17 protein-coding genes and 1 pseudogene are annotated in these 21,403 nt (G+C 72.8%); 12 read left to right on the plus strand and 6 right to left on the minus strand.

The genetic code is table 11. The annotated features are described in order from the left end of the window. Positions 1–102 precede the first annotated feature (102 nt). On the plus strand, positions 103–747 hold the full coding sequence (locus tag CRP52_RS00515) for a flavin reductase family protein (protein WP_097234526.1): 645 nt from the start codon (positions 103–105) through the stop codon (positions 745–747). 53 nt (positions 748–800) lie between these two features. Here the strand turns inward: CRP52_RS00515 and CRP52_RS00520 are convergent, their stop codons facing one another. Continuing rightward, on the minus strand, positions 801–1,442 hold the full coding sequence (locus tag CRP52_RS00520) for a hypothetical protein (protein WP_257032203.1): 642 nt from the start codon (positions 1,440–1,442) through the stop codon (positions 801–803). A 793-nt stretch (positions 1,443–2,235) separates the two neighbouring features. On the opposite strand from CRP52_RS00520, the gene CRP52_RS37360 reads away from it, so the two are divergent. After that, a complete protein-coding gene (locus CRP52_RS37360; RefSeq protein ID WP_143685590.1) occupies positions 2,236–2,985 on the plus strand; it encodes a hypothetical protein in 750 nt (249 codons plus the stop codon). A gap of 55 nt (positions 2,986–3,040) precedes the next feature. Here CRP52_RS37360 and CRP52_RS00530 read toward each other — a convergent pair whose 3' ends face one another. Continuing rightward, positions 3,041–3,445 (minus strand): hypothetical protein, encoded by a 405-nt coding sequence (locus tag CRP52_RS00530; RefSeq protein ID WP_097234527.1) that lies wholly within the window; start codon positions 3,443–3,445, stop codon positions 3,041–3,043. Between the two features lie 619 nt (positions 3,446–4,064). Next, positions 4,065–8,741 carry a Pls/PosA family non-ribosomal peptide synthetase gene (locus CRP52_RS00535; RefSeq protein ID WP_441349054.1) on the minus strand — a complete coding sequence of 1,559 codons (4,677 nt, stop codon included), beginning with the start codon at positions 8,739–8,741 and terminating at the stop codon, positions 4,065–4,067. 880 nt (positions 8,742–9,621) lie between these two features. On the opposite strand from CRP52_RS00535, the gene CRP52_RS00540 reads away from it, so the two are divergent. Further along, positions 9,622–10,116 carry a hypothetical protein gene (locus CRP52_RS00540; protein ID WP_097234529.1) on the plus strand — a complete coding sequence of 165 codons (495 nt, stop codon included), beginning with the start codon at positions 9,622–9,624 and terminating at the stop codon, positions 10,114–10,116. Here the strand turns inward: CRP52_RS00540 and CRP52_RS00545 are convergent. After that, positions 10,053–10,439, minus strand: coding sequence for a DoxX family protein (locus tag CRP52_RS00545; RefSeq protein ID WP_097234530.1), 387 nt, complete (start codon positions 10,437–10,439; stop codon positions 10,053–10,055). The genes CRP52_RS00540 and CRP52_RS00545 overlap by 64 nt on opposite strands. A 65-nt stretch (positions 10,440–10,504) precedes the next feature. Next, complete coding sequence (locus CRP52_RS00550) at positions 10,505–10,984, minus strand: carboxymuconolactone decarboxylase family protein (RefSeq protein WP_097234531.1); 480 nt, start codon at positions 10,982–10,984, stop codon at positions 10,505–10,507. Positions 10,985–11,215: 231 nt separating this feature from the next. On the opposite strand from CRP52_RS00550, the gene CRP52_RS40320 reads away from it, so the two are divergent. From CRP52_RS40320 to CRP52_RS00570, 4 genes and pseudogenes are all read left to right on the plus strand, one after another. Beyond that, positions 11,216–11,596: a hypothetical protein gene (locus CRP52_RS40320; RefSeq protein WP_306458821.1), complete on the plus strand. Its 381-nt coding sequence runs from the start codon at positions 11,216–11,218 to the stop codon at positions 11,594–11,596. A gap of 83 nt (positions 11,597–11,679) precedes the next feature. Next, entirely contained in the window at positions 11,680–12,111 is a 432-nt protein-coding gene (locus CRP52_RS00560) for a hypothetical protein (protein ID WP_097234532.1), read from the plus strand. A gap of 530 nt (positions 12,112–12,641) precedes the next feature. Next, positions 12,642–12,890: pseudogene (locus CRP52_RS39070) on the plus strand (hypothetical protein); the annotation flags it as partial. Then, a complete protein-coding gene (locus CRP52_RS00570) occupies positions 12,878–13,549 on the plus strand; it encodes a hypothetical protein (RefSeq protein WP_097234534.1) in 672 nt (223 codons plus the stop codon). The pseudogene CRP52_RS39070 and the gene CRP52_RS00570, both read left to right, overlap by 13 nt. Positions 13,550–13,585: 36 nt before the next feature. Here the strand turns inward: CRP52_RS00570 and CRP52_RS00575 are convergent, their stop codons facing one another. Beyond that, positions 13,586–15,229, minus strand: a complete 1,644-nt coding sequence (locus CRP52_RS00575) for a serine hydrolase (RefSeq protein ID WP_097234535.1) — start codon at positions 15,227–15,229, stop codon at positions 13,586–13,588. A gap of 557 nt (positions 15,230–15,786) precedes the next feature. On the opposite strand from CRP52_RS00575, the gene CRP52_RS00585 reads away from it, so the two are divergent. The 5 genes from CRP52_RS00585 to CRP52_RS00605 all read left to right on the plus strand — a co-directional run bounded on the left by CRP52_RS00585 (position 15,787) and on the right by CRP52_RS00605 (position 21,265). Next, the gene (locus CRP52_RS00585) at positions 15,787–16,740 is read left to right on the plus strand and encodes a DUF4331 family protein (RefSeq protein ID WP_097234537.1); all 954 of its coding nucleotides are present in this window, start codon (positions 15,787–15,789) and stop codon (positions 16,738–16,740) included. A gap of 316 nt (positions 16,741–17,056) precedes the next feature. Continuing rightward, entirely contained in the window at positions 17,057–17,422 is a 366-nt protein-coding gene (locus CRP52_RS00590) for a hypothetical protein (RefSeq protein ID WP_097234538.1), read from the plus strand. 534 nt (positions 17,423–17,956) lie between these two features. Continuing rightward, the gene (locus CRP52_RS00595) at positions 17,957–19,051 is read left to right on the plus strand and encodes a sugar ABC transporter substrate-binding protein (protein ID WP_097234539.1); all 1,095 of its coding nucleotides are present in this window, start codon (positions 17,957–17,959) and stop codon (positions 19,049–19,051) included. Positions 19,052–19,193: 142 nt separating this feature from the next. Beyond that, complete coding sequence (locus CRP52_RS00600) at positions 19,194–19,982, plus strand: ATP-binding cassette domain-containing protein (protein WP_179852638.1); 789 nt, start codon at positions 19,194–19,196, stop codon at positions 19,980–19,982. Continuing rightward, a complete protein-coding gene (locus CRP52_RS00605; protein ID WP_097234541.1) occupies positions 19,979–21,265 on the plus strand; it encodes a sugar ABC transporter permease in 1,287 nt (428 codons plus the stop codon). The genes CRP52_RS00600 and CRP52_RS00605 overlap by 4 nt, the downstream gene beginning before the upstream one ends. The last annotated feature ends 138 nt before the right edge of the window (positions 21,266–21,403 follow it).

The raw sequence follows: 21,403 nt of genomic DNA on the forward strand, positions 1-21,403 counted from the left end.
GAACTGGATGTCCGATCCCCGCCAGCGCCGCCGGGCGGGCGGGGGCAGAGTCGGTGGCCGACGACAGTCCCCTCCCCCGACCCCCCAAGGACGGCAGTTCCCGTGCACAAGGTGACCGACCTCAAGGTCCTGTACTTCGGCACCCCGGTGGTGCTGATCGGCTCGCGCAACGAGGACGGCAGCGCCAACCTCGCGCCGATGTCCTCGGCGTGGTGGCTGGGGCAGTCCTGCGTGCTGGGGCTGGGCAACAGTTCCCAGACCTCGGCCAACCTGCGGCGCGAGGGCGAGTGCGTGCTGAACCTGCCCTCCTCGGCGCAGGTGGACGCCGTGGACGCACTGGCGCTGCTGACCGCCAACCCGCGCATCGCCGAGTACCGGCTGCGCCAGGGCTACCGCCACGAGCGGGGCAAGTTCGCCGCGGCCGGGCTGACCGAGGTGGCGGGCGAGCTGGTGCGGGCACCGCGGGCGGCCGAGTGCCCGGTGCAGCTGGAGTGCCGGCTGGAGGCGGCGACGCCGATGGCGGGCAACGAGGGCTGTACGGCCTTCGAGGTCACGGTCGTGCGCGCGCACGTCGAGGAGAGCCTGATCGTGCCGGGTACCGGCCACTACGTGGACCCGCTCGGCTGGGACCCGCTGATCATGAAGTTCTGCGAGTTCTTCGGCGGCGGGCGGCGCCTGGCCCCCTCACGGCTGGCCCAGGGCTGGCGGATGCCCGGGCGGATGCCCGCGCCGGCCGGCACCCGGTGACAGCCGGCACCCGGTGACGGCCGGCCACCGGCCGCCTGCGCCCGAAGGGGCGGTCAGGGTGCGACGCTCTGCCCGCAGGAGTCGCACACCCGGGTGGCCGGCAGTTCCAGGAAGCAGTTCGGGCAGATCGCCGGCGGCCGCGGCGCAGCGGCCGCAGCCGAGACGGAGGCGGCGGCGTGCGCGGAGGTGCGGGTGGTGGTGGCGGCCGTCTTGCGCTGCAGTGCGGCGCGCAGGCGCGGGGCGAGGGCGGGGGTGCCGCCGTCGGCGGGCAGGTCGGCGCCGAAGTGCCGGTAGCAGGCCAGGCGGGCGGCGGCGGCGTGCTGTTCGCGGTCCATCTCCTGCGCGAGCGGCGGCTGTCCGGCCACCGCCAGCACCTCCTGGTAGCCGGCGCCGACCTTGCCGTCCGCCGCGTGGACCACCAGGGCCGTCAGCGGCGGGTCGCCGCGCCGGTGGGCTTCGAGGACCACCAGGGACAGGACCTTGCCGATCCAGTGCCGCTGGTTGACCCGGGTACGCACCCCGGAGGCCTCCTGGACCGCCTCGGCCAGGTCCGCGGAAGTGATCACCGCGTGGTAGCGGCGTGCCACCTCCACCAGAGCGGGGTAGGCCGCCCTGGTCCACACGATCTGTGCCTGGGAGGCGCTGACGGCCGCACCGTCCGACACCCGCCAGTAGCTGCGCTGCTGCTCCGTCATCCGCCCGCCCTGTCCGCCTCGTCCCAAGGCCCTGCCCAGAGCGAGGCTACCCGGCACCGGGACCACACGGACGGCCGGGGCCCTGCCGGAGCCCTGGCGGGGGCCTGCCGGGAGGTGCCGGTGGCCTGCCGGTGGCCTGCCGGGAGGTGCGGGGGCTTGACTTCAAGTCCTGTTGAAGTTGTCGAATGGCGGGCGACCGCACCCGTACGGGCACGTCCGCGGTCGATGCCCCCGCCCGTACGGAACCCGGACCCGGGGCCGGGGCCGCCGTCTTTCGATCGTGCCGTCGGCGGCCCCGGCCCCCGGCCTTGTCCGGCACCCCGGGCGCCGAAGGGACGGCCGGCGGTCGCCGGCAAAAGCGCTCGCCCAGGGATGGGCGCGGCGCGGGCATGATCGGCCGGCGGGGTCTTCCAATGCTGCCGGCCGCCGTCGAGCGCGGCGACGACACCACGGTCTTCGACGTACTGGAGGACGCGCGCGGGTTCACCAACGAGGACGGCACCGCGCTGCCGGCGCCCGCCGCGTACGCCGGGCGCCCGGAGGCCGCCCGGGGAGTTCGTCGTGCGCTGGGACGTCGACCCGACCCGCCCCTGGGCCACCGGGAACGGCGCCTACCGGACCCTGGACGCGCCGATGCCCCCCCTGCGCGACCCGCCGGACGCCGACAGCCCGCACCGGCGCGCGCTGCGCATGGCCCGGGCCGGGGCCGGGGCGGTGCGGGCTGTCGGCGTTGTGGGCGGTCATCACCGCTGTGGAGGCAAGGCCCGGCATCCACCACCCGCCGGACGAGCTGATGGCCCGCGCCCTGGTCCACGCCGACCCCGGCCACGACGACTGGCACGAGTCGCTGTGCCGGATCGCCTTCGCGCAGAGCCAGGAGATGTTCGACTGGGCCCACGCGGCCGCCGAAGACGCCCTCGACGACAGCAGCGACGACGGCAGCGACGGCAGCGACAGCGACGGCAGCGGCAGCGACAGCGGCAGCGACAGCAGCGACAGCGACAGCGACAGCGACAGCGACAGCGACAGCAGCGGCAACGACGACAAGCGGCAGCAGCGGCAACGGCAACGGCAACGGCAACGACGACGACGGCGACGGCGACAAGCGGCAGCAGCGGCAGCGGCGACGGCGACGGCGGCGGCGGGGCGCTGGGCCGTAGGCGCTTCGCGCTCGACGCGATCGACTTCCTGGGGTACGGCTTCAACCCCGAGGTCGAGGGCGAACCGCCGTACGCCCGGGAGGCAGAGCGTTCCTGCGCCCGCTGCTGGCACCGAACGCGACCCGTACGCCCTGCGAGCCGCCGTCGTCTCCGCCTTCACCGGCTACCGGGATCGTCGGCAGTGTTCCGCCGTTCACGGCGGTGGTGAAGCCGACTTTCCCGCGTCAGCGGGTCAGAAAGAGCCGATTCGCCGTCACGGCGCAACGGCGTCAGGTACGGCCGACGGGTCAGGTACCGCCGGACGGGCGGGAACGCAACCCTCGGGTTCGAAAGGCCTGTGGAGACCAGGTAAGACCGGCGCAAGCGTCGGCACAGGTCGGTGAAGCAGGAAGCCACGGTCGTGCCGCACTCTGCGGCACGGGCCGCAATCCTCGGGCCTCAGCCCGAGGAGCGCGTCCATGCACGCGCGAGGAACCGGCGGCCGTCCCGGCCCACGCCGGCCACCGCGCCCCGGACGTACACGGGGCCGTCGCCCGGACGCTGCCCGCTCTCACGGCCCAGCGCCCCCACGCCCTGGCCGCCCTGCTGCGCCTGGCCGACGACCCGGTGGAGCACATCCGGACGAGCGCGCTGCACGGCCTGGCCCACTGCGACACCGACTCCCCGGCGCTGCGCGCCGTGCTGGCGGCCCGCCTCGCGGACCCTCACGTCGACGCCCGTCTGGAAGCCGCCGCCGCGCTGGCCCTGCGCGGCGACGCACCCGGCACGGCGACCCTGGAGGAGATCCGGGCCGGCCTGAGGAACCACCGCAGCCCGGGCGCCGGGCGCCGGGAAGACCTCCACTACCAGCTACGCGCCCGCACCTGCGGTGCACGAGCAGCACCGGTGCATGAGCGGATGCCGGTGCGTGAGCGGGTGCCGGTGTCCGGGCGGCACCTGGGCCCGGTCCCGGGGCCGTGTGCGGTGCCCGGTCCCGGGGCCGTGTGCAGTGCCCGGTCCCGGTGCGTGAGCGGGTGCCGGTGCGTGAGCAGCGCCGGTGCGTGAGCGGGTGCCGGTGTCCGGGCGGCACCTGGGCCCGGTCCCGGGGCCGTGTGCGGTGCCCGGTCCCGGTGCGTGAGCGGGTGCCGGTGCATGAGCAGCGCCGGTGCGTGAGCGGGTGCCGGTGCGTGAGCAGCGCCGGTGCGTGAGCGGGTGCCGGTGCGTGAGCAGCGCCGGTGCGTGAGCGGGTGCCGGTGCGTGAGCGGGCGCCGGTGCGTGAGCGGGTGCCGGTGTCCGGGCGGCACCTGGGCCCGGTCCCGGGGCCGTGTGCGGTGCCCGGTCCCGGTGCGTGAGCGGGTGCCGGTGCATGAGCAGCGCCGGTGCGTGAGCGGGTGCCGGTGCATGAGCAGCGCCGGTGCGTGAGCGGATGCCGGTGTCCGGGCGGCACCCGGGCCCGGGGCCGTGTGCGGTGGCCGGTCCCGGGTCAGCGGGTGGTGCTGCGGCGGCGCCCGCGTTGGGCGCGCCGGCCGGGGGGTGGGGTGGGGTCGGCGTTCCAGGCGGCGACGGGGTTGCCGAGCCAGCGGGTGGCGCCGGGGACGTTCTCGCCGCGCATGACGAGGGAGGCGGGGCCGACGCAGGCGCCGGCGCCCAGGGTGGCGTTGAGCAGGACGATGGAGTGCGGGCCGGTGGTGGAGCCGGCGCCGAGGTGCACGGGGCCCAGGCGCATGACGCGGTCGTGGAAGAGGTGGGTCTGCAGGACGGTGCCGCGGTTGACGCTGGCGCCGGCTTCGACGGTGACCAGATCGCTCTCGGGCAGCCAGTGGGTCTCGCACCACACGCCGCGCCCGATGCGGGCGCCGAGGCTGCGCAGCCACACGTTCAGGTAGGGGGTGCCGGTGAGGGTGTGGCCGCCGAAGGGCATGGCGAGTTCCTCGACGAAGGTGTCGTAGAGCTCGTTGCGCCACACGAAGGTGGACCACAGGGGGTGTTCGGCGGGGCGGAAGCGTCCGACCAGCAGCCATTTGGCGGCGGTGGTGAGGGCGCAGGCGATGACGGCGGCGCCGATGAGGACGAGGCCGGCGCCGGCCAGGGCGGTGCCCAGGCCGTAGGCGTCGCGCAGTTCCTGCAGGACGGCGAGGACGAGGTCGCCCAGGAGGGCGGCGAGGATGACGGGCAGCAGCCGGCACGCTTCGACGCCGGCACGCGCCCACATCAGGCGCCGGGGCGGGTTGTAGGTGCGGGCGTCGGCGCCGCTGTCGGCGACGCGGGGCAGGGCGAAGGCGGGACGGCCGAGCCAGGAGGAGCCTTCGGGGGCGCCCTGGGGGGCGTCGGACAGGACGCCGACGAGGCAGTTCGCGGGCAGGTGGCGGCCGGGGCCGACGATGCCGGAGTTGCCGACGAAGGAACGGCGTCCGATGTGGGCGGGGCCCAGACGCAGCCAGTTGCCGCGCAGTTCGTAGGGGGCGATGAGGGTGTCGTCGGCGAGGAAAGCGCCGTCGTCGACGTGCATGAGGCCGGGCAGGGCCAGGACGGTGGAGGCTTCGACACGCCGGCCGATGCGGGCGCCGAGCAGGCGCAGCCACACGGGGGTGAACAAGCCGGCGTAGAAGGGGAACAGGGTGCGGCGGGCGGTGTCGCTGAGGCGGCTGACGGCCCAGGCACAGAAGGCGACACGGCCGTCGGCGCGGTGGTGGCCGGGCGTCAGGGGCAGGGAGAACAGGCGCACGAGCAGCACTATGAGCGCGGCGTGGCACAGCAGGGTGAGAGCGGCGAGGGGAATGGTGGCGGGCAGGAGCTGCAGGAGGGCGTCGGCCAGGGTGCGGTCGGTGTCGATGAGGGGGTAGACGATGGCCAGGGCCGGCAGGGCGGAGATGACCGGGACGAGGCCCAGGAAGGCGAAAGCGGCACCGTAGGCGAGGTTCCAGGGATTGCGGGTACGCGCGGCAGGGGCGGGCTCGGCGGGCCAGCAGGCGCCGGGTCGGGCGGCGGGACGGGCCGGGGAGCCGTGCCAGTGCTCGCCGGCAGGGACGGTGGCGGTGACGCAGGAGCCCGGGGCGATCTCGGCGTGAGCGCCGATACGGGCGCCGGGCATGAGGGTGGCACGGTGGCCGATACGGGCGCCTTCACCGACGTCGATGCGGCCCAGGTGGAGAGTGTCACCATCGAGCCACCAGCCGGCGATGTCGGCTTCGGGTTCCAGACAGCTGCCGGCACCCAGGCGGGCGAGGCCGGTGACAGGAGGCAGAGTGTGCAGGCGCACGCCCTCCCCGACCCGGCAACCCAGAGCACGGGCATAGCGCACCGCCCAAGGGGTACCGGCGAGCGCCGCGGTAGCAAACAGCGCGGTGTAGCGTTCGGCAGCCCACAGGCGCAGATGGACATGGCCACCACGGGGATGACTGCCAGGGCGGATACCGGCAGTGAAAACGCGGGCGCCGGCAGCGGCGAGCAGGGTACGGCCGGGGGCACTGTAAAAGAGAACGAGACCGGCAGCAACGGGCCACCAGGAACTGTGCGGGGCCCAGGAAAGATGGTTACCGGTGAGATTGTCCAAAGCAATGAGCGCCAGGATCCAACGCAGCCCGGCAAGAGTGAACATGGCCAAGAGCAACAGACTCTGCCAGACCACGGCAGTACGCGGGATACGCCGCACAGGGCGCCACCGCACACCGCCGGCCGGGTCACCACGCCCAGCCCGCCCGCCAGCAGTGCCAGCAGCGCCGGCAGTGCCAGCCGTGCCGGCAGTGCCGGCCGTGCCGGGGGGTGCGGGGGTGTCGGCAATGCCGGCCGTGTCGCGGGTGCCGGCGGTGCCGGCGGTGCCGGCGGTGCCAGGGGTGGTGGGGGGTGCGGTGGTGGGGGTGAGGGTGTCGCGGGTGCCGGCAGTGTCGCGGGTGCCGGCAGTGCCGGCAGTGTCGCGGGTGCCGGCGGGACCGGCCGTTCCCGCGGTTCCCGCGGTGTCGCGGGTGTCGGGGGTGGTGGGGGGTGCGGTGGTGGGGGTGAGGGTGTCGAGATAGGCCGCGAGGTCAGCCAGGACCGGGTGGGCATACAGATCGGCGACAGAGACGCCACCGTGACGGGTACGCAGCTCCGACACAAGACGGGCAGCGGTAAGGCTGGAACCACCGAGAACGAAGAAGTCATCACGGAGACCAGGCGCGCTACCCAACAGCCGCTCCCACTGTCCGGCGAGCAGACCGGCAGTGCCGCCGAAACCGAGACCGGCCGTTCCCGCAGCTCCCGCGGCGGTGTCAGTGCCGGCGGTGGTGGGGGGTGCGGTGGTGGGGGTGAGGGTGTCGAGATAGGCCGCGAGGTCAGCCAGGACCGGGTGGGCATACAGATCGGCGACAGAGACGCCACCGTGACGGGTACGCAGCTCCGAGACAAGACGGGCAGCGGTAAGGCTGGAACCACCGAGGACGAAAAAGTCATCACGGAGACCGGGCGCGCTACCCAGCAGCCGCTCCCACTGCGCGGCGAGCAGACCGGCAGTACCGCCGAAACCGAGACCAGCCGTTCCCGCAGCTCCCGCGGCGGTGGCGGGGCCGGCGGTTCCCGCGGTTCCGCCGAGGCCGGGACCGGCCGTTCCCGCAGTTCCGGCGGCGGTGGCGGTGCCGCCGAGGCCGGGACCGGCCGTTCCCGCAGTGCCGGCGGTGCCGCCGAGGCCGGTGGTTCCCGCGGTGCCGTCGAGGCCGGGGCCGGTGGCGGTTCCGGCGGTGGTGGTGGTGGTGGCGGCGGGGCCGGTGGTGGTGGTCAGGGGCCAGGGCAGAGCGGCGCGGTCGACTTTGCCGGAGGTGCGGGTGGGCAGGGAGTCGACGAGGGCGAGGACCGGGACCAGCGGGGCGGGCAGCTGTTCGAGGAGGTGGCGGCGGGCGGCGGCGAGGTCGGGGGTGGTGTGGGGGCGGGCGACGAGGTAGCCGACGAGCAGGTCGGCGCCGGCGGGGGTCTTGCGCACGGCGGCGGCCGCGGCCCGGATACCGGGCAGGGCCTGCAGGGCAGCGTCGATCTCGCCGAGCTCGATACGCCGGCCGCCGAGTTTGACCTGGTCGTCGGCACGGCCGAGGAAGACCAGGCCTTCGGGGTCGTTACGCACCAGGTCGCCGCTGCGGTAGACGCGCGGTGAGGACAGGGCAGGGTGGGCGCTGAACTTCTCGGCGTCCTTGACGGGGTCGAGGTAGCGGGCGGTACCGACGCCGGTGATCAGCAGTTCACCACTGCCGTACCAGGGCACGGGGTTTCCGGCCGGGTCCACGACGGCGATCTCCCAGCCGTCCAGAGGGGCACCGATGCGCACAGGACGGCCGGGCAACAGACGGGCGGCAGTGGCGACGACAGTGGTCTCGGTAGGACCGTAGGTATTCCAGAACTCGCGGCCGCCGATGGCCAGACGCTCGACGAGTTCGGCCGGGCAGGCTTCACCGCCGACAATGATCAGGCGCACCGCCTCCAGGCATTCCTGCGGCCACAAGGCGAGCAGGGTAGGAACGGTGGACACCGCCGTGATACGCCGCTCCACCAGCCAGGGGCCGAGATCGCTGCCGGCTTTGACGAGAGAGCGCGGGGCAGGCACAAGGCAGGCGCCGTGACGCCACGCCAGCCACATCTCCTCACACGAGGCATCGAAAGCCACCGACAAACCGGCCAGGACACGATCACCGGGACCCAAGGGGCGATGGCGCAGGAAAAGACGGGCCTCGGCATCGACGAAAGCAGCAGCGGCACGGTGAGTCACCGCGACACCCTTGGGACGGCCGGTCGTACCGGAAGTGAAGATGATCCAGGCATCGTCAGAGGGCGCAGGCCACGCCGGGCGCCCACCCGGGCGAGCGCACCCCGCATCCAGGACAGCGTCCGCGCCCAGGACAGCACACACACCGGCATCCCGCCAGATCATCTCCGCGCGCTCGTCGGGATCCTCGGCATCCACCGGAACGTAAGCAGCGCCGCAGCGCAACACGGCAAGGATCGCGACGTACAGGCCGGCCGTACCCGAAGGGATACGCACACCCACGCGGTCACCACAACCGATACCACGGGCGGCAAGCGAAGCGGCCAGGACATCGACCCGGCGGAGCAGAGCACGATAGTCCAGCACAGTGTCACCGGTATCGAGCGCGAGCGCATCGGGATGGGCGTCAGCAGTAGCAGCGATGACATCGAACAAGCTACGCGGATGCGCAGGCCGCGACAACGGCCAGCCCGCCACCTGACCCGGACACGGGCGGTCCAACGTGCCCGGACCCGACAAGTCGTCACGTGCGTCCATCAGATGGGTTTCCCTCGACTCCGGTCGTACCGACAGCACAGACAGACCGTGACAGCAAACGGCACACGCGTCACCGCACGGCAAACGCGCCCACCCACCATGACCCCACCGGTCCTACACCGGATGCAGCCAGCACACGATCACAGACAATTCTCATGAATCCGCACCGAACAACCCCGACAACAGAACAAACCGAACACCACCCCGGGTACCGCCGATCAAACCCGCCGATGAAGCCCAAACACCCCACCACACGACACCACCCCAGCAAAACAAGGAGGGTGACAAACACCACCGCGCCCGACACACTACCGACCATCAGGGAACAGCAACCCCACCAAAAGACCTCGACCAGACCACCACACCACCCCGACACCACCCACAAACCCACCACACAACACAACCCACACACCACCGCCAGCCCAACACCCAAACAGAAAACAAGAACACGACCACAGACGGAGGGCGGGGAGACGAGGGCATCCCAGGCCCCCCCGGACAGGGGCGGGGGGGCATCCCCGGCGGGCCCGGACGGGAGGCGAGCGCGGTCTATCCGGTACGTGGCGTACAGGCCGAACCTGCACGCCGCCCGCCTCGCCTGCCACCTGCACGGCGAGCGCCCGGCAGGCGCGGCGCGCAGCCACCCCGGCTGCCGGGCGACGGTTGTGGACGCTGTCGGAGGAGCGGCCACCCGCCGGCGGGCACGCTGTCCTTCGCCGGACGCTCACCGGTACAGGGCGGCGGCTCGGCCTTCCACAACCCGCCGGTGCAGGGGAACATGCCCTGCAACGCCCACCTGCTGACGGCCGGGCAGGTCGCCGGCATCGCCGGCCAGGAGACGCGCCCCCTGCGCGGCGCCGGCCTCGGCCTCACCCGGATCCTCACCAACGGCCACGCCGAGGGCCGCGCCGGACTCGGCCCGGCCCGCTGGGAGAGCCTGCTGCACATCGGCAGCCTGGACGAGCACCCGCTGCTGACCTTCACCGCCCCCGGCGGCCTGGCGGCCTGGCGTGCGCCGTACCGGCCGCGCCCTGCGCCCGTTGTCTGCGCCCCCTGGCCGCGGGCCTGGCCGAGTCCCGCGCCCGGGGCCCGTGGCGCAGTGCCGGCCACCTCGCCGCCCGACCCGGCCACGGCGACGGCGGCGACCGGGTCGGGCGGCGGGGGGCGGGCGGGTGGGGGCGGCCCGCCCCGCTGTCCGTGTTCTTCCGGTCAGTTGAGGAACGGTGCGGGGCCGAAGCGGCCCCAGGCCACGAAGGCCGCCAGCAGGATGTAGAGCGCGTCCACCGCCACCAGCCGGTACTCCCGGCGCCGTGCCCGTACGACGGCGGCGCCGGCCATCAGCAGCACCAGCCCGGTGGCGGCCAGCGGGACGAGCACCGGCGCGATACCGCAGACGGCGGGCAGCACCAGCCCCGCCGCCGCCGCGACCTCCACCGCGCCGATGGCCTTCACCGCGCCCGCGCTGAAGTCCTCGACCCAGCGGCCGCTGCGCCCGGCGGCGGCGATCCTCGCCCTGGGCACGGCCAGCTTGAAGACACCGCCCGCCAGGTAGGCGGCGGCCAGCGTTGCGGCGACGATCCACAGTGCGAGGTTCACGGGCACTCTCCTTGCAGGCGTACGGGCGTACGGACGTACGGGGCCGGGCGGGCAGCGGTTGCGGGTCAGAGGCTGTGGTGCTGTCCGGGCTGGTAGCCGCCGGCGCGCTGGCGGGTGATGACGTTGCCGCGGTTGAAGGCGTTGATCACCGCGATGAGGCTCACCAGCGCCGCCAGCTGCTCCTCGTCGTAGTACTTGGCGGCGTTGGCCCACACCTCGTCGCTGACCCCGCCCGCCGCGTCCGCGAGGCGGGTGCCCTCCTCGGCCAGCTCCAGGGCGGCCCGCTCGGCGTCGGTGAACACCGTCGCCTCGCGCCAGACGGCGACCAGATTCAGCCGGGTGGCGTCCTCGCCGCCGTGGACGGCGTCCTTGAAGTGCATGTCGACGCAGTAGCCACAGCCGTTGATCTGGCTGGCCCGCAGCTTCACCAGCTCCTGGGTGGCCAGGGGCAGGGTGGAGGCCAGCAGCGCCTGGTTCGCGGCGATCAGATGCTTGAAGACCTTGCCCATCACGGGGCTGGTGAACGGGTTCAGACGGGCTTCCATGACGCGCTCCTCGCTACGTTGTCCGCTGTTGCCCATGAAGACAGGACAACCAAGCGATCTGTGACACCACCCGAATGTGACGTGCGCCACCCACAGCCAGACAGCGCAGGCGGGGAAGATCCGGCGGAAGGACCAGCAGGGGCTGCGGTGGCTGCGGGGCCGGCAGGGGCGGAGGCGGCGGCCGGGTACCGGCCGCTGCTGTTCTCCATCGCTCACAAAATGACGGGCTCGGTGGGCGACACCGAGGACCCGGTACAGGACACCTTCCTCAACCTGACCCGCGCCAAGTGGATCACCCGCCGCCCCGGCGCCAACCTGCCCGACCCCCAGGAGCGCACCGCCACCGCCATCGCACTCGACATCACCGACGACACCCTCCGAGCCCTGCACCGGCGTCCAACCCCGACAAGCCCGCCCACCTCGACCCGGCCTCGGACCCCGACCTGCGCCCGCAGCGGCAGCAGGCACGACGGGAGTGACCCGCAGTGGGAAGTCGCCCGCGCCGACTTCCCACTCCGCGGCGCAGGGCCGCCCGGTGCGCAGGCAGGCCCCGTTCGGGTGAAGCGCCACACGCACGCACAGGACGCGCAGGCCGCGCAGGGTAACCGGTGACGGGACATCACGAAGCGCCGCCCGATCCGGCACTGCGCTGCACTGCACCCCCGGCCCCACCCCACACGACCCAGGAGACCGCCATGACCCCCACCACCCGCACCGCCCGCCGCAAGCCCGTCGTTGCAGCCGCCCTCACCGCCCTCGGGCTCCTGGCCGCAAGCACCGCGGCCGCCATCGCCGACGCCGGCCCCGCCGACCGGCCCGACGCCAAGCCCGCCGCGAAGCCGGTCGTCACCGTCCCGGGCGACCCGGCCGTCACCGACGCCTCGTTGCTGGCCGGGCACGTGCAGGTCACCGGAGACTGGGTCGTGGTAGGCCCGGGCGGCAACGCGGTGGCCACCGTCGACTGCCCCTCCGGCGAGGTACCCACCGGCGGCGGCGGCCAGACCAGCGCCTTCAAAATCTTCTTCACCGACTCCTACCCGAGCGGCAGCGCCTGGGTCGTACGCGGCACCAACACCAACACCGTCAACGAATCCATCCGCGCCACCGCCGTCTGCACCACCCCCTGACACCCCGGCCACCAGACCCCCCGCCGAACCGGCCAACCCGCCGTCCCGGGCAGCGGCCTTCCTCCTCCCCCCATATCCGGCAAGGACCTCGACAACCCGGCCAGCCCGGAAGACAACCACGCGACGCGACAGGCCACCGACCGAGACGAAACAGACACCGAACAAACCACCGACACGCCGCAGCAAGACAGCGATACCGGTGCCCGCAGAGACCGCGCCACCATCCACAACCAACACTTCAACAACACAGAACCGCAGCCCACCCATCCCCCCCCAGCCGGCATCCCGGGCCGGTGTTACAGCTAGGACAGTGGAACGCCGGCTCTCTGAAAACCGGGCACGACTGGGAAGTAAGTGTTCGCCGTCTACCCGTTCCGTTCGGCCCGGCCCCGGGGCGGTGTGGACGCAGCTGACCCCCGAGACCCGGTCAGAGGACTTCCCCGCCCACACCACCTACCTCGGTATGCCTGAAGCAGCCCGCTCTGCCACAGACACTGCAGCGCAAGCCCGAGGACAGGTACCGCCTCCACTTCCTGTCCGTGTTCCGCTTCGACGAGCACGCCCTGGTCACCCCGCACCTGGCCCGTAGTGTCGGCCACGACTCGCCGCTGATGCACCTGCGGCGCAGCACGGAGGGCGGCCGGGGCGGGCGTTGCAGTGCGGTGACACGGAAGGCGTCATTCCGTCGACTGTTCGCACTAGGTTCGATCGTGCACGCCGCGCACTGTTCGTGCTCTCACCCGTCCTTGTGCTCAGGAGATCCCGCATGCCTCTCGTGACGACCCGTCTGGCCGGCACTGTGCTGGCCGCCGCTCTGCTCGTCCCTGCCGCGGCGGCGTGCTCCTCCTCGTCTTCCTCCGACGCGCACGGCACCGCCGCGGCGACCACGCCTGCCGCGCCGACTGCGGACACCGCGACCGCGACGTCCGCCGCGCCTTCCGCGCCTGCGACCACCGTGCCGGTCTCCCCCAAGCCGTCCTCGTCCAAGGCCACCGCCGCTGCGGCTGCCACGGGCAAGGGGACGTCCCCGGCGCGCGGTCAGACGCTGGTGGACGGCAGTACGGCCGAGGTCCAGGCGAGCGGGAACCAGAACTACAGCGCCAGGATCGTCAACAAGGGTTCGGTCCTTGCCACACTGGAGACCCACGACGGCGATGCCGGGCTGGACGGCAACGGCATGTTCGTCGTGCTGTCGATGGACGGTACGGTGCACTCGTGGATGGGCGGCGAGCAGCAGGGGCCGGGCACGTTCACGCTCGCGGGCGGTTGGCGGGCCAAGGTCACCAAGGTCGGTGAACTCCACTACCGTGCGCAGGTCCTGGGCAGCGACAACGCGGTGATGGGCGCGCTGGAGGCGGACCGGCACGACGCGGGTGCCGTCGCCAACGGCATCTATATCGTGCTGTCCGCCGGCGGCGTGATCAGCTCCCACGCGTGAGGCCCGCGAACGCCGGCCTGTCGGCCCCGGGCGGGCTCAGCCGCGGGTGAAGGTGCCCAGGCCCTCGTGGTCGAGCTGTTCGACCACCGCCTCGGTGGCCCTGCCGTCGGCGGCGACGGTGAACGTCACCCCGGACAGGCCCACCGCGTTCTCGCCGCGAGTCTGGAAGCTGAACACGTCGCCGGCGTAGTGCCGCAACGGGAACTGGAGGTTGCCCGGGCCCAGGCTCATCGTCAGCCCGCCGGCGCCGGCGGTCACGGTCAGCGGGCCGTAGTAGCCGTTGGCGTAGGTGCCGACGTAGGCGGCGTCCGGTTTGGCGGGGGCGGCGCCGGCCGGGGGCTTGGTGTAGTCGGTCGGGGATACCTGGGGTTCGGCGGCGGCGGGGACGACTTTGCCGAGGAAGGTGAGCCAGTCGACGCTCTCGTGGCCGTTCTGGGCGACGTCGAAGAACTCCTCGGCCACCGCCTCGGGCAGGCCGGTGGGCTGGGCGTTGGTGAGCACGACGATGCCGAGCTGTTCGGAGGGCAGCAGGGTGACGGTGGTGGCGGCGCCCAGGTCGAAGCCGCCGGAGTGGTTGAGGCGCAGCCGGCCGTGGGAGTCCTGGTTGACGTTCCAGCCCAGGCCGTAGAAACCGGCGACGGCGGCGGGAGCTTGGGGCGGGTTGGAGACGATGTGCGGGACCCGGGTGTGGTCGAGGCCGGCCGCGTCGATGACCTGGCGGCCCTCGAAGGCGCCGTCGGCGAGCTGCAGGCGCATCCAGCGGGCGAGGTCCTGCACGGTGGAGCTGACGCCTCCGGCCGGGGACTGCGGGTCGGGGTTCTCGGTGGTGGAGACCTGCCAGCCGGCGGCGGTGTGCACGTGCGCGGTGGCCTTGTTCGGCGCGTTGTCGTAGGCGGAGCGCAGGGAGCTCGTGGAGTTCATGCCGAGCGGTTTGTAGAGGGTGGCGGCGGCCAGGTCCTCCCAGGTGGTGCCGCTGGCCTTGGCGACGGCGACGGCGGCTTCGGTGAGGCCGTAGTTGGTGTAGGCGTAGGAGGCGCGGAAGGGGGCCAGGGGCTGGTCGCGCAGGTGCTGGAGGATGTAGTCGCGCTGGTAGCCGAGGTCGCCGAGGAGGTCGCCGGCGTGGTCGGGCAGGCCGCTGCGGTGGGAGAACAGGTCGGCGATCGTGACGTGGCCGGTGACCCAGGGGTCGGCGAGGGCGAAGCCCGGGTCGTGGGCGGAGACGGGGTCGTCCCAGGCGACGGTTTTGTGGCCGACGACGCCGGCGACGATGGTGGAGGAGATCGGCTTGGAGAGGGAGGCGAGCTGGAAGACGGTGTCGGGGGTGACGGTGTCCGGCCGGCCGAGTTCGCGCACGCCGAAGCCCTTGACGTGGATCACCTTGTCGTGGTGGACGACGGCCAGGGCCAGGCCCGGCACGCCGGTGCGGCGCATCGCGTCCTGGACGTAGCCGTCGATCCTCTCGACGGCAGAGTTCACCTGCTGGTCGGTCAGCTGGGGCGGGGGCTGGCGCGGCGGCGCGGTGGCCGGGGCGGTGGCCGCTGTGGTGGTGGGGGTGGTGGTGCTGGGCGGGGCCTCGGGGCCAGCGGTGGCGGCGGTGCACCCTGCGAGCAGCGCTGCGCTCAGCAGCAGGGCCGCCGGCAGGGGCGCGGCGGCGGGGCGGGCTGGGCCGTGGTGGCGCATGGGGGTCCTCCCTCGTCCGGGCGGAGCGGCCGTGCGCCGCCTGGGCGCGAGTATTCGACGCGCCGCCAGCGCCCCGGCGGGCGCCGCGCGCCGGGGCCGGGGGCAATCACCCGTCCGGCGGCGAGGACCGGCGGGGACCAGGGGTCGGGGACCGGCGGCAGGGGGCGGGGGCGGGGGCGGGGGCGGGCGGCAGGGACCGACGGCGGGAACCACCCGACCGGCTCGCCCGGGTGCGCGCAGGCAAGGCCGGCCAAACGACGTGGTCGAGGAGACGCTGGGCCGCGACGCTCCGGTGGCGCACCTGCCGCTGCGCTACGCCGTCCAGGACATCCACCTGCCGAGCGGGGTGACCATTCCCCGGGGCGAGGCGATCCCCGGGACCACCGGGCCGGCCAGGGCCCCTCCCCTCGCCCCAACTCCCCCGGCTTGCCCTGCCGTGCGGCCGGTAAGGCAGGGCAGGCCCCACGCGGCGCAGTGTGACGGGCCCTGGGCGGGGCGGGCGTGTTAGCAATGGCCCGAGGGCGGGGCCCGTACGCACGATGTTCAGGAGAAGCGTCTTGTCACACCATCTCAGCGGACCGAACCTGCGCTCACCCGACGGTGACGCGCGCCTGGATCTGACCGACCTGTTCGCCTTCGCCTCGCCGGTGGCGGGCCGCACCGTACTGATCATGAACGTCAACCCGGTCGCGCCGACCGGCGGACAGGCCTTCCACCCGCAGGCGGTGTACCGGATCAACATCGACACCGACGGCGACAACCGGGCCGACATCGCGTTCAGCTTCACCTTCTCCGAACCCGTGGACGGCGCGCAGACCATGACGGTGCGCCGCGCCACCGGCGAAGGCGCCCGCGGGCACGAGGCCACCGGGCAGGTACTGGCCTCGGGCGCGCCGGTGAGCTTCACCGCCGACCCGGCCGTGGTCGAGGCGGGCCCCTACCGGGTGAGCGCGGGACTGCGCAGCGACCCGTTCTTCGCCGACCTGGACGGCATCGTCCACGACTTCCAGTGGACCGGGGTGGATTGGGGCGCGGACAAGAACGTCTTCGGGATCGTGCTGGAGGCACCGGACGCGGAGTTCGGCGATGCGCCGCAGATCGGCGTGTGGGCGCGGGTGAGCGTGCGCAAGGACGGGCACCTGGTGTCGGTGGACCGCGGCGCGCATCCGTCGCTGACGGCGTACTTCAACGAAGAGGACGCCAAGGACGCCTACAACGCGGGCGAGCCCGCCCAGGACTGGCAGACCTACCGGGAACCGTGGACGGCCAAGCTCCAGCACTTCGGCGGATACACCACCCAGGCCGCCGAAGCACAGCTGCGCATCGTCCTGCCGGACATCCTGCGCTACGACCGCACCCGCCCACCCGGCTACCCCAACGGGCGCACGCTGACCGACGACGTCACCTCGACGCGGCTGTCGATGCTCACCGACGCCACCGTGGCCACCGACCACATCGGCCCGCACACCGACCTGCTGCCCCACTTCCCCTACCTGGGTCACCCCCACTGAACCCGCGGGCCCTGCAGGCCGCACGGGCCTGGCGGGCCTGCGGGCCGCACGGGCCTGCGGGCCGGAGCAGGAAGTCGGGCAGGCCGGCTTCCTGCTCCTGCCCTGCCCGGCCCCGGCCCCGGCCACCCGCACCGAAACCCCCAGGCCCCCGGCGAAGGCCTCCCCCGCCGGGTCCGGCGCGCCGGACAGGGGCGCGGCAAGCAGGCGCGCCCCTGTCAGATGTCAGGGACCGCTGCCCAGGGCCCCGTCCCTACGCTGACGGCACCGGCCGGGGCCGACCCGCCGGGCCCCGCACCAGCCAAGGGAGAACCACCCCATGCGCGCGATCACGCACACCGCAGCCGCCCTCGCCCTCGCCACCGCCGCCCTGACCGCGATGGGTACCGGCAGTGCCGGCGCCGCGGACGGCTCCTGGGCGAACTGCCCCTCGGGCGCGGTCTGCATCTACCCGCAGAACCAGAACCCGGCCCTGTCCCCCACCGACGTCTACTACAGCTACGGCGCCCACAACCTGAGCAACCAGTACGGCAACCACTGGATCCTCAACAACCAGACCGCCGGCGCCCACGCCCACCTGTGCCGCGGCTCCGGCGGCACGAACTGCGTCTACGACATCCCCGCCCGAAACGGCGTCTACTACGACCTCGGACCGATCAACTCGATCACCCTCGACCGTCCCTGACCATTCATCACATCCGCATCCGCGCACAGCACGCGGACACAAGCCCGGGGGTGCCTGCCGCACCGGGGACAGCAGACGCCCCCACCCGGATCGGCCCCTGACGGCCCTTCACCCTCGGTCACCCACGGGAAAGAGGGTGTCCGCTGCCACCGGGGAGCGGCGGACACCCTCGTCCGTATTGACGTGCCCCTGACATGCATTCGGCCTTCCAGTCAAACTCTTGAACGGCAGGCTCATCCACAAACCCCCCACCTCTCCATCACCCGAAGCCCCCTTCCGTTCCCTGCTGCGACACCCCGCTACTCCGCCCCCTCCTCGGCCCCCTGTTCCACCCCGTTCCCCCTGTGCCGACCCTCTGACCTACCCCGTTGCTCGGGCCCGGTGGTCCGCCCGGGTCGAGTGTTCATGAAGATAACGAATAGAGGCATATTCCGGTCTGAGTCGGTTTACTTGTTGACGTCATGCGCGGGTCCAGGTTTAACTCCCCCCACCCAGCCGCAGAGTCGCGGCGACGTCAGGGAGAGGCACCCCCACATGAACGCCACGATGCGTCGCGCCGTCATCGCCACCACCGGTATGGCGCTGGCCCTGTCCATGGCCGCCTGCGGGAAGGCCGGCGCCGACAAAAAGGACAGCGCCGCCGCCGCAGACACCAAGTCCATCGGCCTGCTGCTGCCCGAGAACGCCTCCTCCACCCGCTACGAGTCCTTCGACCGCCCGTTCATCGAGGCCAAGGTCAAGGCCCTGTGCGCGGACTGCAAGGTGCTCTACAGCAACGCCGAGGGCAGCGCCGCCAAGCAGAAGCAGCAGTTCGACACCCTCATCGCCCAGGGCGTCAAGGTGATCGTCCTGGACGCCTTCGACGCCAAGTCCACCCAGTCCTGGGTCCAGGAGGCCGCCGCCAAGGGCGTCAAGGTCGTCGCGTACGACCGCCTGGCCACCGGCCCGGTAGCCGCCTACGTCTCCTTCGACAACGAGAAGGTCGGCGAACTCCAGGGCCAGGCACTGCTGGACGCACTCGGCGCCAAGGCCGCCGACTCCGACATCGTCATGATCAACGGTGACGAGGCCGACCCCAACGCCGCCCAGTTCAAGTCCGGCGCCCACAAGACCCTCGACGGCAAGATCCGCAAGGTCGTCTACGAGCAGTCCGGCGAATGGAAGCCCACCGTCGCCGGCCAGAAGATCGGCGCCGCGATCACCCAGTTCGGCAAGACCGGCTTCCAGGCCGTCTACTCCGCCAACGACGGCATGGCCGGCGCCATCATCACCCAGCTCAAGAGCGCCGGCATCACCATCCCCGTCGGCGGCCAGGACGCCGGACTCGACGCCGTCCAGCGCATCGTCGCCGGCGACCAGGCCTACACCATCTACAAGGCCTACAAGCCCCTCGCCGACAACGCCGCCGAACTGGCCGTCGACCTCCTGCAGGGCAAGGACGTCAAGACCGTCGCGTCCTCCACGGTCGACAGCGCCACCGACAAGGGCATCCCCGCCAAGCTGCTGGAGCCCAAGGTCGTCACCAAGGCGAACATCAACGACACGGTCATCGCCGACGGCCTCTACAAGGCCGCCGACATCTGCACCGCCGACTTCGCCGCCGCCTGCGCCACCGCCGGCATCAAGTAGGCCCCGCGGCACCGGCCCCGCACCCCCTCCCGTAACCCGCCCCGCCCCGCCCGCCCCCGAGCGCGGGCGGGCAGGGGTGGGCGGGGCGCGTGCGGGGCCGGCCCTCGCACCCCCCACCCCACCCCGTACAACCCCGCAGGAGATGGTTCACGTGACAGGCGCACCCGTACTGGCGCTGCGCGAGGTCTCCAAGCGCTTCGGAGCCGTCCAAGCGCTCACCGACGTCGACCTCGACGTCCACGCCGGCGAAGTCGTCGCGCTCGTCGGCGACAACGGCGCCGGCAAGTCCACCCTGGTCAAGACGATCGCAGGCGTCCACCCGATCGACGAGGGCAGCATCAGCTGGGAGGGCCGTCCGGTGCGCATCGAGCGCCCCCAGGACGCCCAGGCCCTCGGCGTCGCCACCGTCTACCAGGACCTCGCGCTGTGCGACAACCTCGACGTCGTCGCCAACCTCTTCCTCGGCCGCGAACTGCGCCGCCACGGCACGCTCGACGAGGTCGCCATGGAACGGCGCGCCAAGGAACTGCTGGACACCCTCTCGATCCGCATCCCGAGCGTCCGGATCCCCATCGCCGCCCTGTCCGGCGGCCAGCGCCAGGTCGTCGCCATCGCCCGCGCCCTGGTCGGCGACCCCAAGATCGTCATCCTGGACGAGCCCACCGCCGCCCTCGGCGTCGAGCAGACCGCCCAGGTCCTCGACCTCGTCGAGCGCCTGCGCGAGCGCGGCCTGGGCGTGATCCTGATCAGCCACAACATGGCGGACGTCAAGGCCGTCGCCGACACCGTCGCCGTCCTGCGCCTGGGCCGCAACAACGGGGTCTTCCCGGTCGCCGACACCTCGCACGAGGAGATCATCTCCGCCATCACCGGCGCCACCGACAACGCCGTCACCCGGCGCCAGGCACGCATCGCGGAGGAAGCGAAGTGAGCACCAGCCAGACCACCCCCACCCCGGCCACCACTCCCGCCGACGGAACGGCCCCCGCCGCGAGCGCCGTCGACCCCCGCCTGCTGGTGCGCCGCCAGGGCCTGGGCGGCTACGCCGAGGAGTTCCGCCGCAGGATCAAGAGCGGCGACCTCGGCTCACTGCCCGTCGTCATCGGCCTCGTCCTCATCGCCGTCATCTTCCAGAGCATCACCGGCCACTTCCTGCAGGCCGACAACCTCACCAACATCACCAAGTGGATCGCCGGCCCCGGCCTGATCGCCGTCGGCGTCGTCTTCGTCCTGCTGCTGGGCGAGATCGACCTCTCCCTGGGCTCCGTCGCCGGCGTCAGCGCCGCCCTCACCTCCGTGCTGGCCGTGCGCGAAGGCCTGAACGAGGGTCTGGCCATCCTGCTCGCCCTCGCCGCCGCCGTCGCCCTGGGCGCCCTGCACGGCTTCTTCTTCGCCAGGATCGGCGTCCCCGCGTTCGTCGTCACCCTCGCCGGCATGCTCGCCTGGAGCGGCCTGCAGGACTACACGCTGGGCAAGCTCGGCACCGTCAACAACATCAACGACGGCATCGTCGCCAACCTGGACACGTACTTCCTGGGCGACGGCGACATCCTCTACGCCTGGCTCCTCGCCGTCCTCTCCGTCGCCGCCTTCCTTGCCGCCCAGCTCCTGGACGCCCGCCGCCGCACCGCCTCCGGCCTGCCCGCGCGCGGCACCGGCGAGATCGCCCTGCGCACCGGCGCCCTCGCTGTCCTCGCCCTGACCGGCGCCTACATGCTCAACCAGGACCGCGGCCTGCCGCTGCCCCTGGTGGTGCTGCTCGGCGTCGTCGTCCTCACTGACTTCGTGCTGCGCCGCACCTCCTACGGCCGGCAGATCTTTGCGGTCGGCGGCGGTGTGGAGGCCGCCCGTCGCGCCGGCATCAACGTCGCCCGGGTGCGGATCTCCGTCTTCATGCTCTCCGCGCTGCTGGCCGCACTCGGCGGCCTCTTCATCGCCTCCCAGCAGGGCTCGGCGGACAAGCAGCTCGGCAGCGGCAACGTACTGATGAGCGCGATCGCAGCTGCCGTCATCGGCGGCACCAGCCTCTTCGGCGGGCGCGGCAAGACCTGGTCGGCGCTGCTGGGCATCCTGGTCATCCAGTCCATCACCACCGGCCTGGACATGGTCCACGCCGCCCAGGCCATCCAGTACATGATCACCGGCGCCGTCCTGCTCGCCGCCGTCGTCCTCGACTCCCTCACCCGCCGCACCCGCACCGCCGGGCGCAGCTAGCCGGCGGGAACCCGCAGGTCCTGTGCCCCGCCGTCTCCCAGAGACGGCGGGGCACAGTCGTCGGCAGACCCCGGGGTACCGGCCCCGGAACGGCTGCCGGGGTGCCTCGGTCGGCAGCGGCAGCGCCATGGGAGTCAG

This window comes from Streptomyces sp. 1331.2 (assembly GCF_900199205.1).
Lineage (GTDB): Bacteria > Actinomycetota > Actinomycetes > Streptomycetales > Streptomycetaceae > Kitasatospora.

Excerpts from the sequence above, each read along its gene's own strand:
- CRP52_RS00520 (WP_257032203.1), bottom strand. The coding sequence starts at position 1,442 with ATGACGGAGCAGCAGCGCAGCTACTGGCGGGTGTCGGACGGTGCGGCC.
- CRP52_RS37360 (WP_143685590.1), top strand. The coding sequence starts at position 2,236 with ATGGCCCGCGCCCTGGTCCACGCCGACCCCGGCCACGACGACTGGCAC.
- CRP52_RS00540 (WP_097234529.1), top strand. The coding sequence starts at position 9,622 with ATGCCCTGCAACGCCCACCTGCTGACGGCCGGGCAGGTCGCCGGCATC.
- CRP52_RS00550 (WP_097234531.1), bottom strand. The coding sequence starts at position 10,984 with ATGGAAGCCCGTCTGAACCCGTTCACCAGCCCCGTGATGGGCAAGGTC.
- CRP52_RS00560 (WP_097234532.1), top strand. The coding sequence starts at position 11,680 with ATGACCCCCACCACCCGCACCGCCCGCCGCAAGCCCGTCGTTGCAGCC.
- CRP52_RS00570 (WP_097234534.1), top strand. The coding sequence starts at position 12,878 with ATGCCTCTCGTGACGACCCGTCTGGCCGGCACTGTGCTGGCCGCCGCT.
- CRP52_RS00575 (WP_097234535.1), bottom strand. The coding sequence starts at position 15,229 with ATGCGCCACCACGGCCCAGCCCGCCCCGCCGCCGCGCCCCTGCCGGCG.
- CRP52_RS00590 (WP_097234538.1), top strand. The coding sequence starts at position 17,057 with ATGCGCGCGATCACGCACACCGCAGCCGCCCTCGCCCTCGCCACCGCC.
- CRP52_RS00595 (WP_097234539.1), top strand. The coding sequence starts at position 17,957 with ATGAACGCCACGATGCGTCGCGCCGTCATCGCCACCACCGGTATGGCG.
- CRP52_RS00600 (WP_179852638.1), top strand. The coding sequence starts at position 19,194 with ATGGTTCACGTGACAGGCGCACCCGTACTGGCGCTGCGCGAGGTCTCC.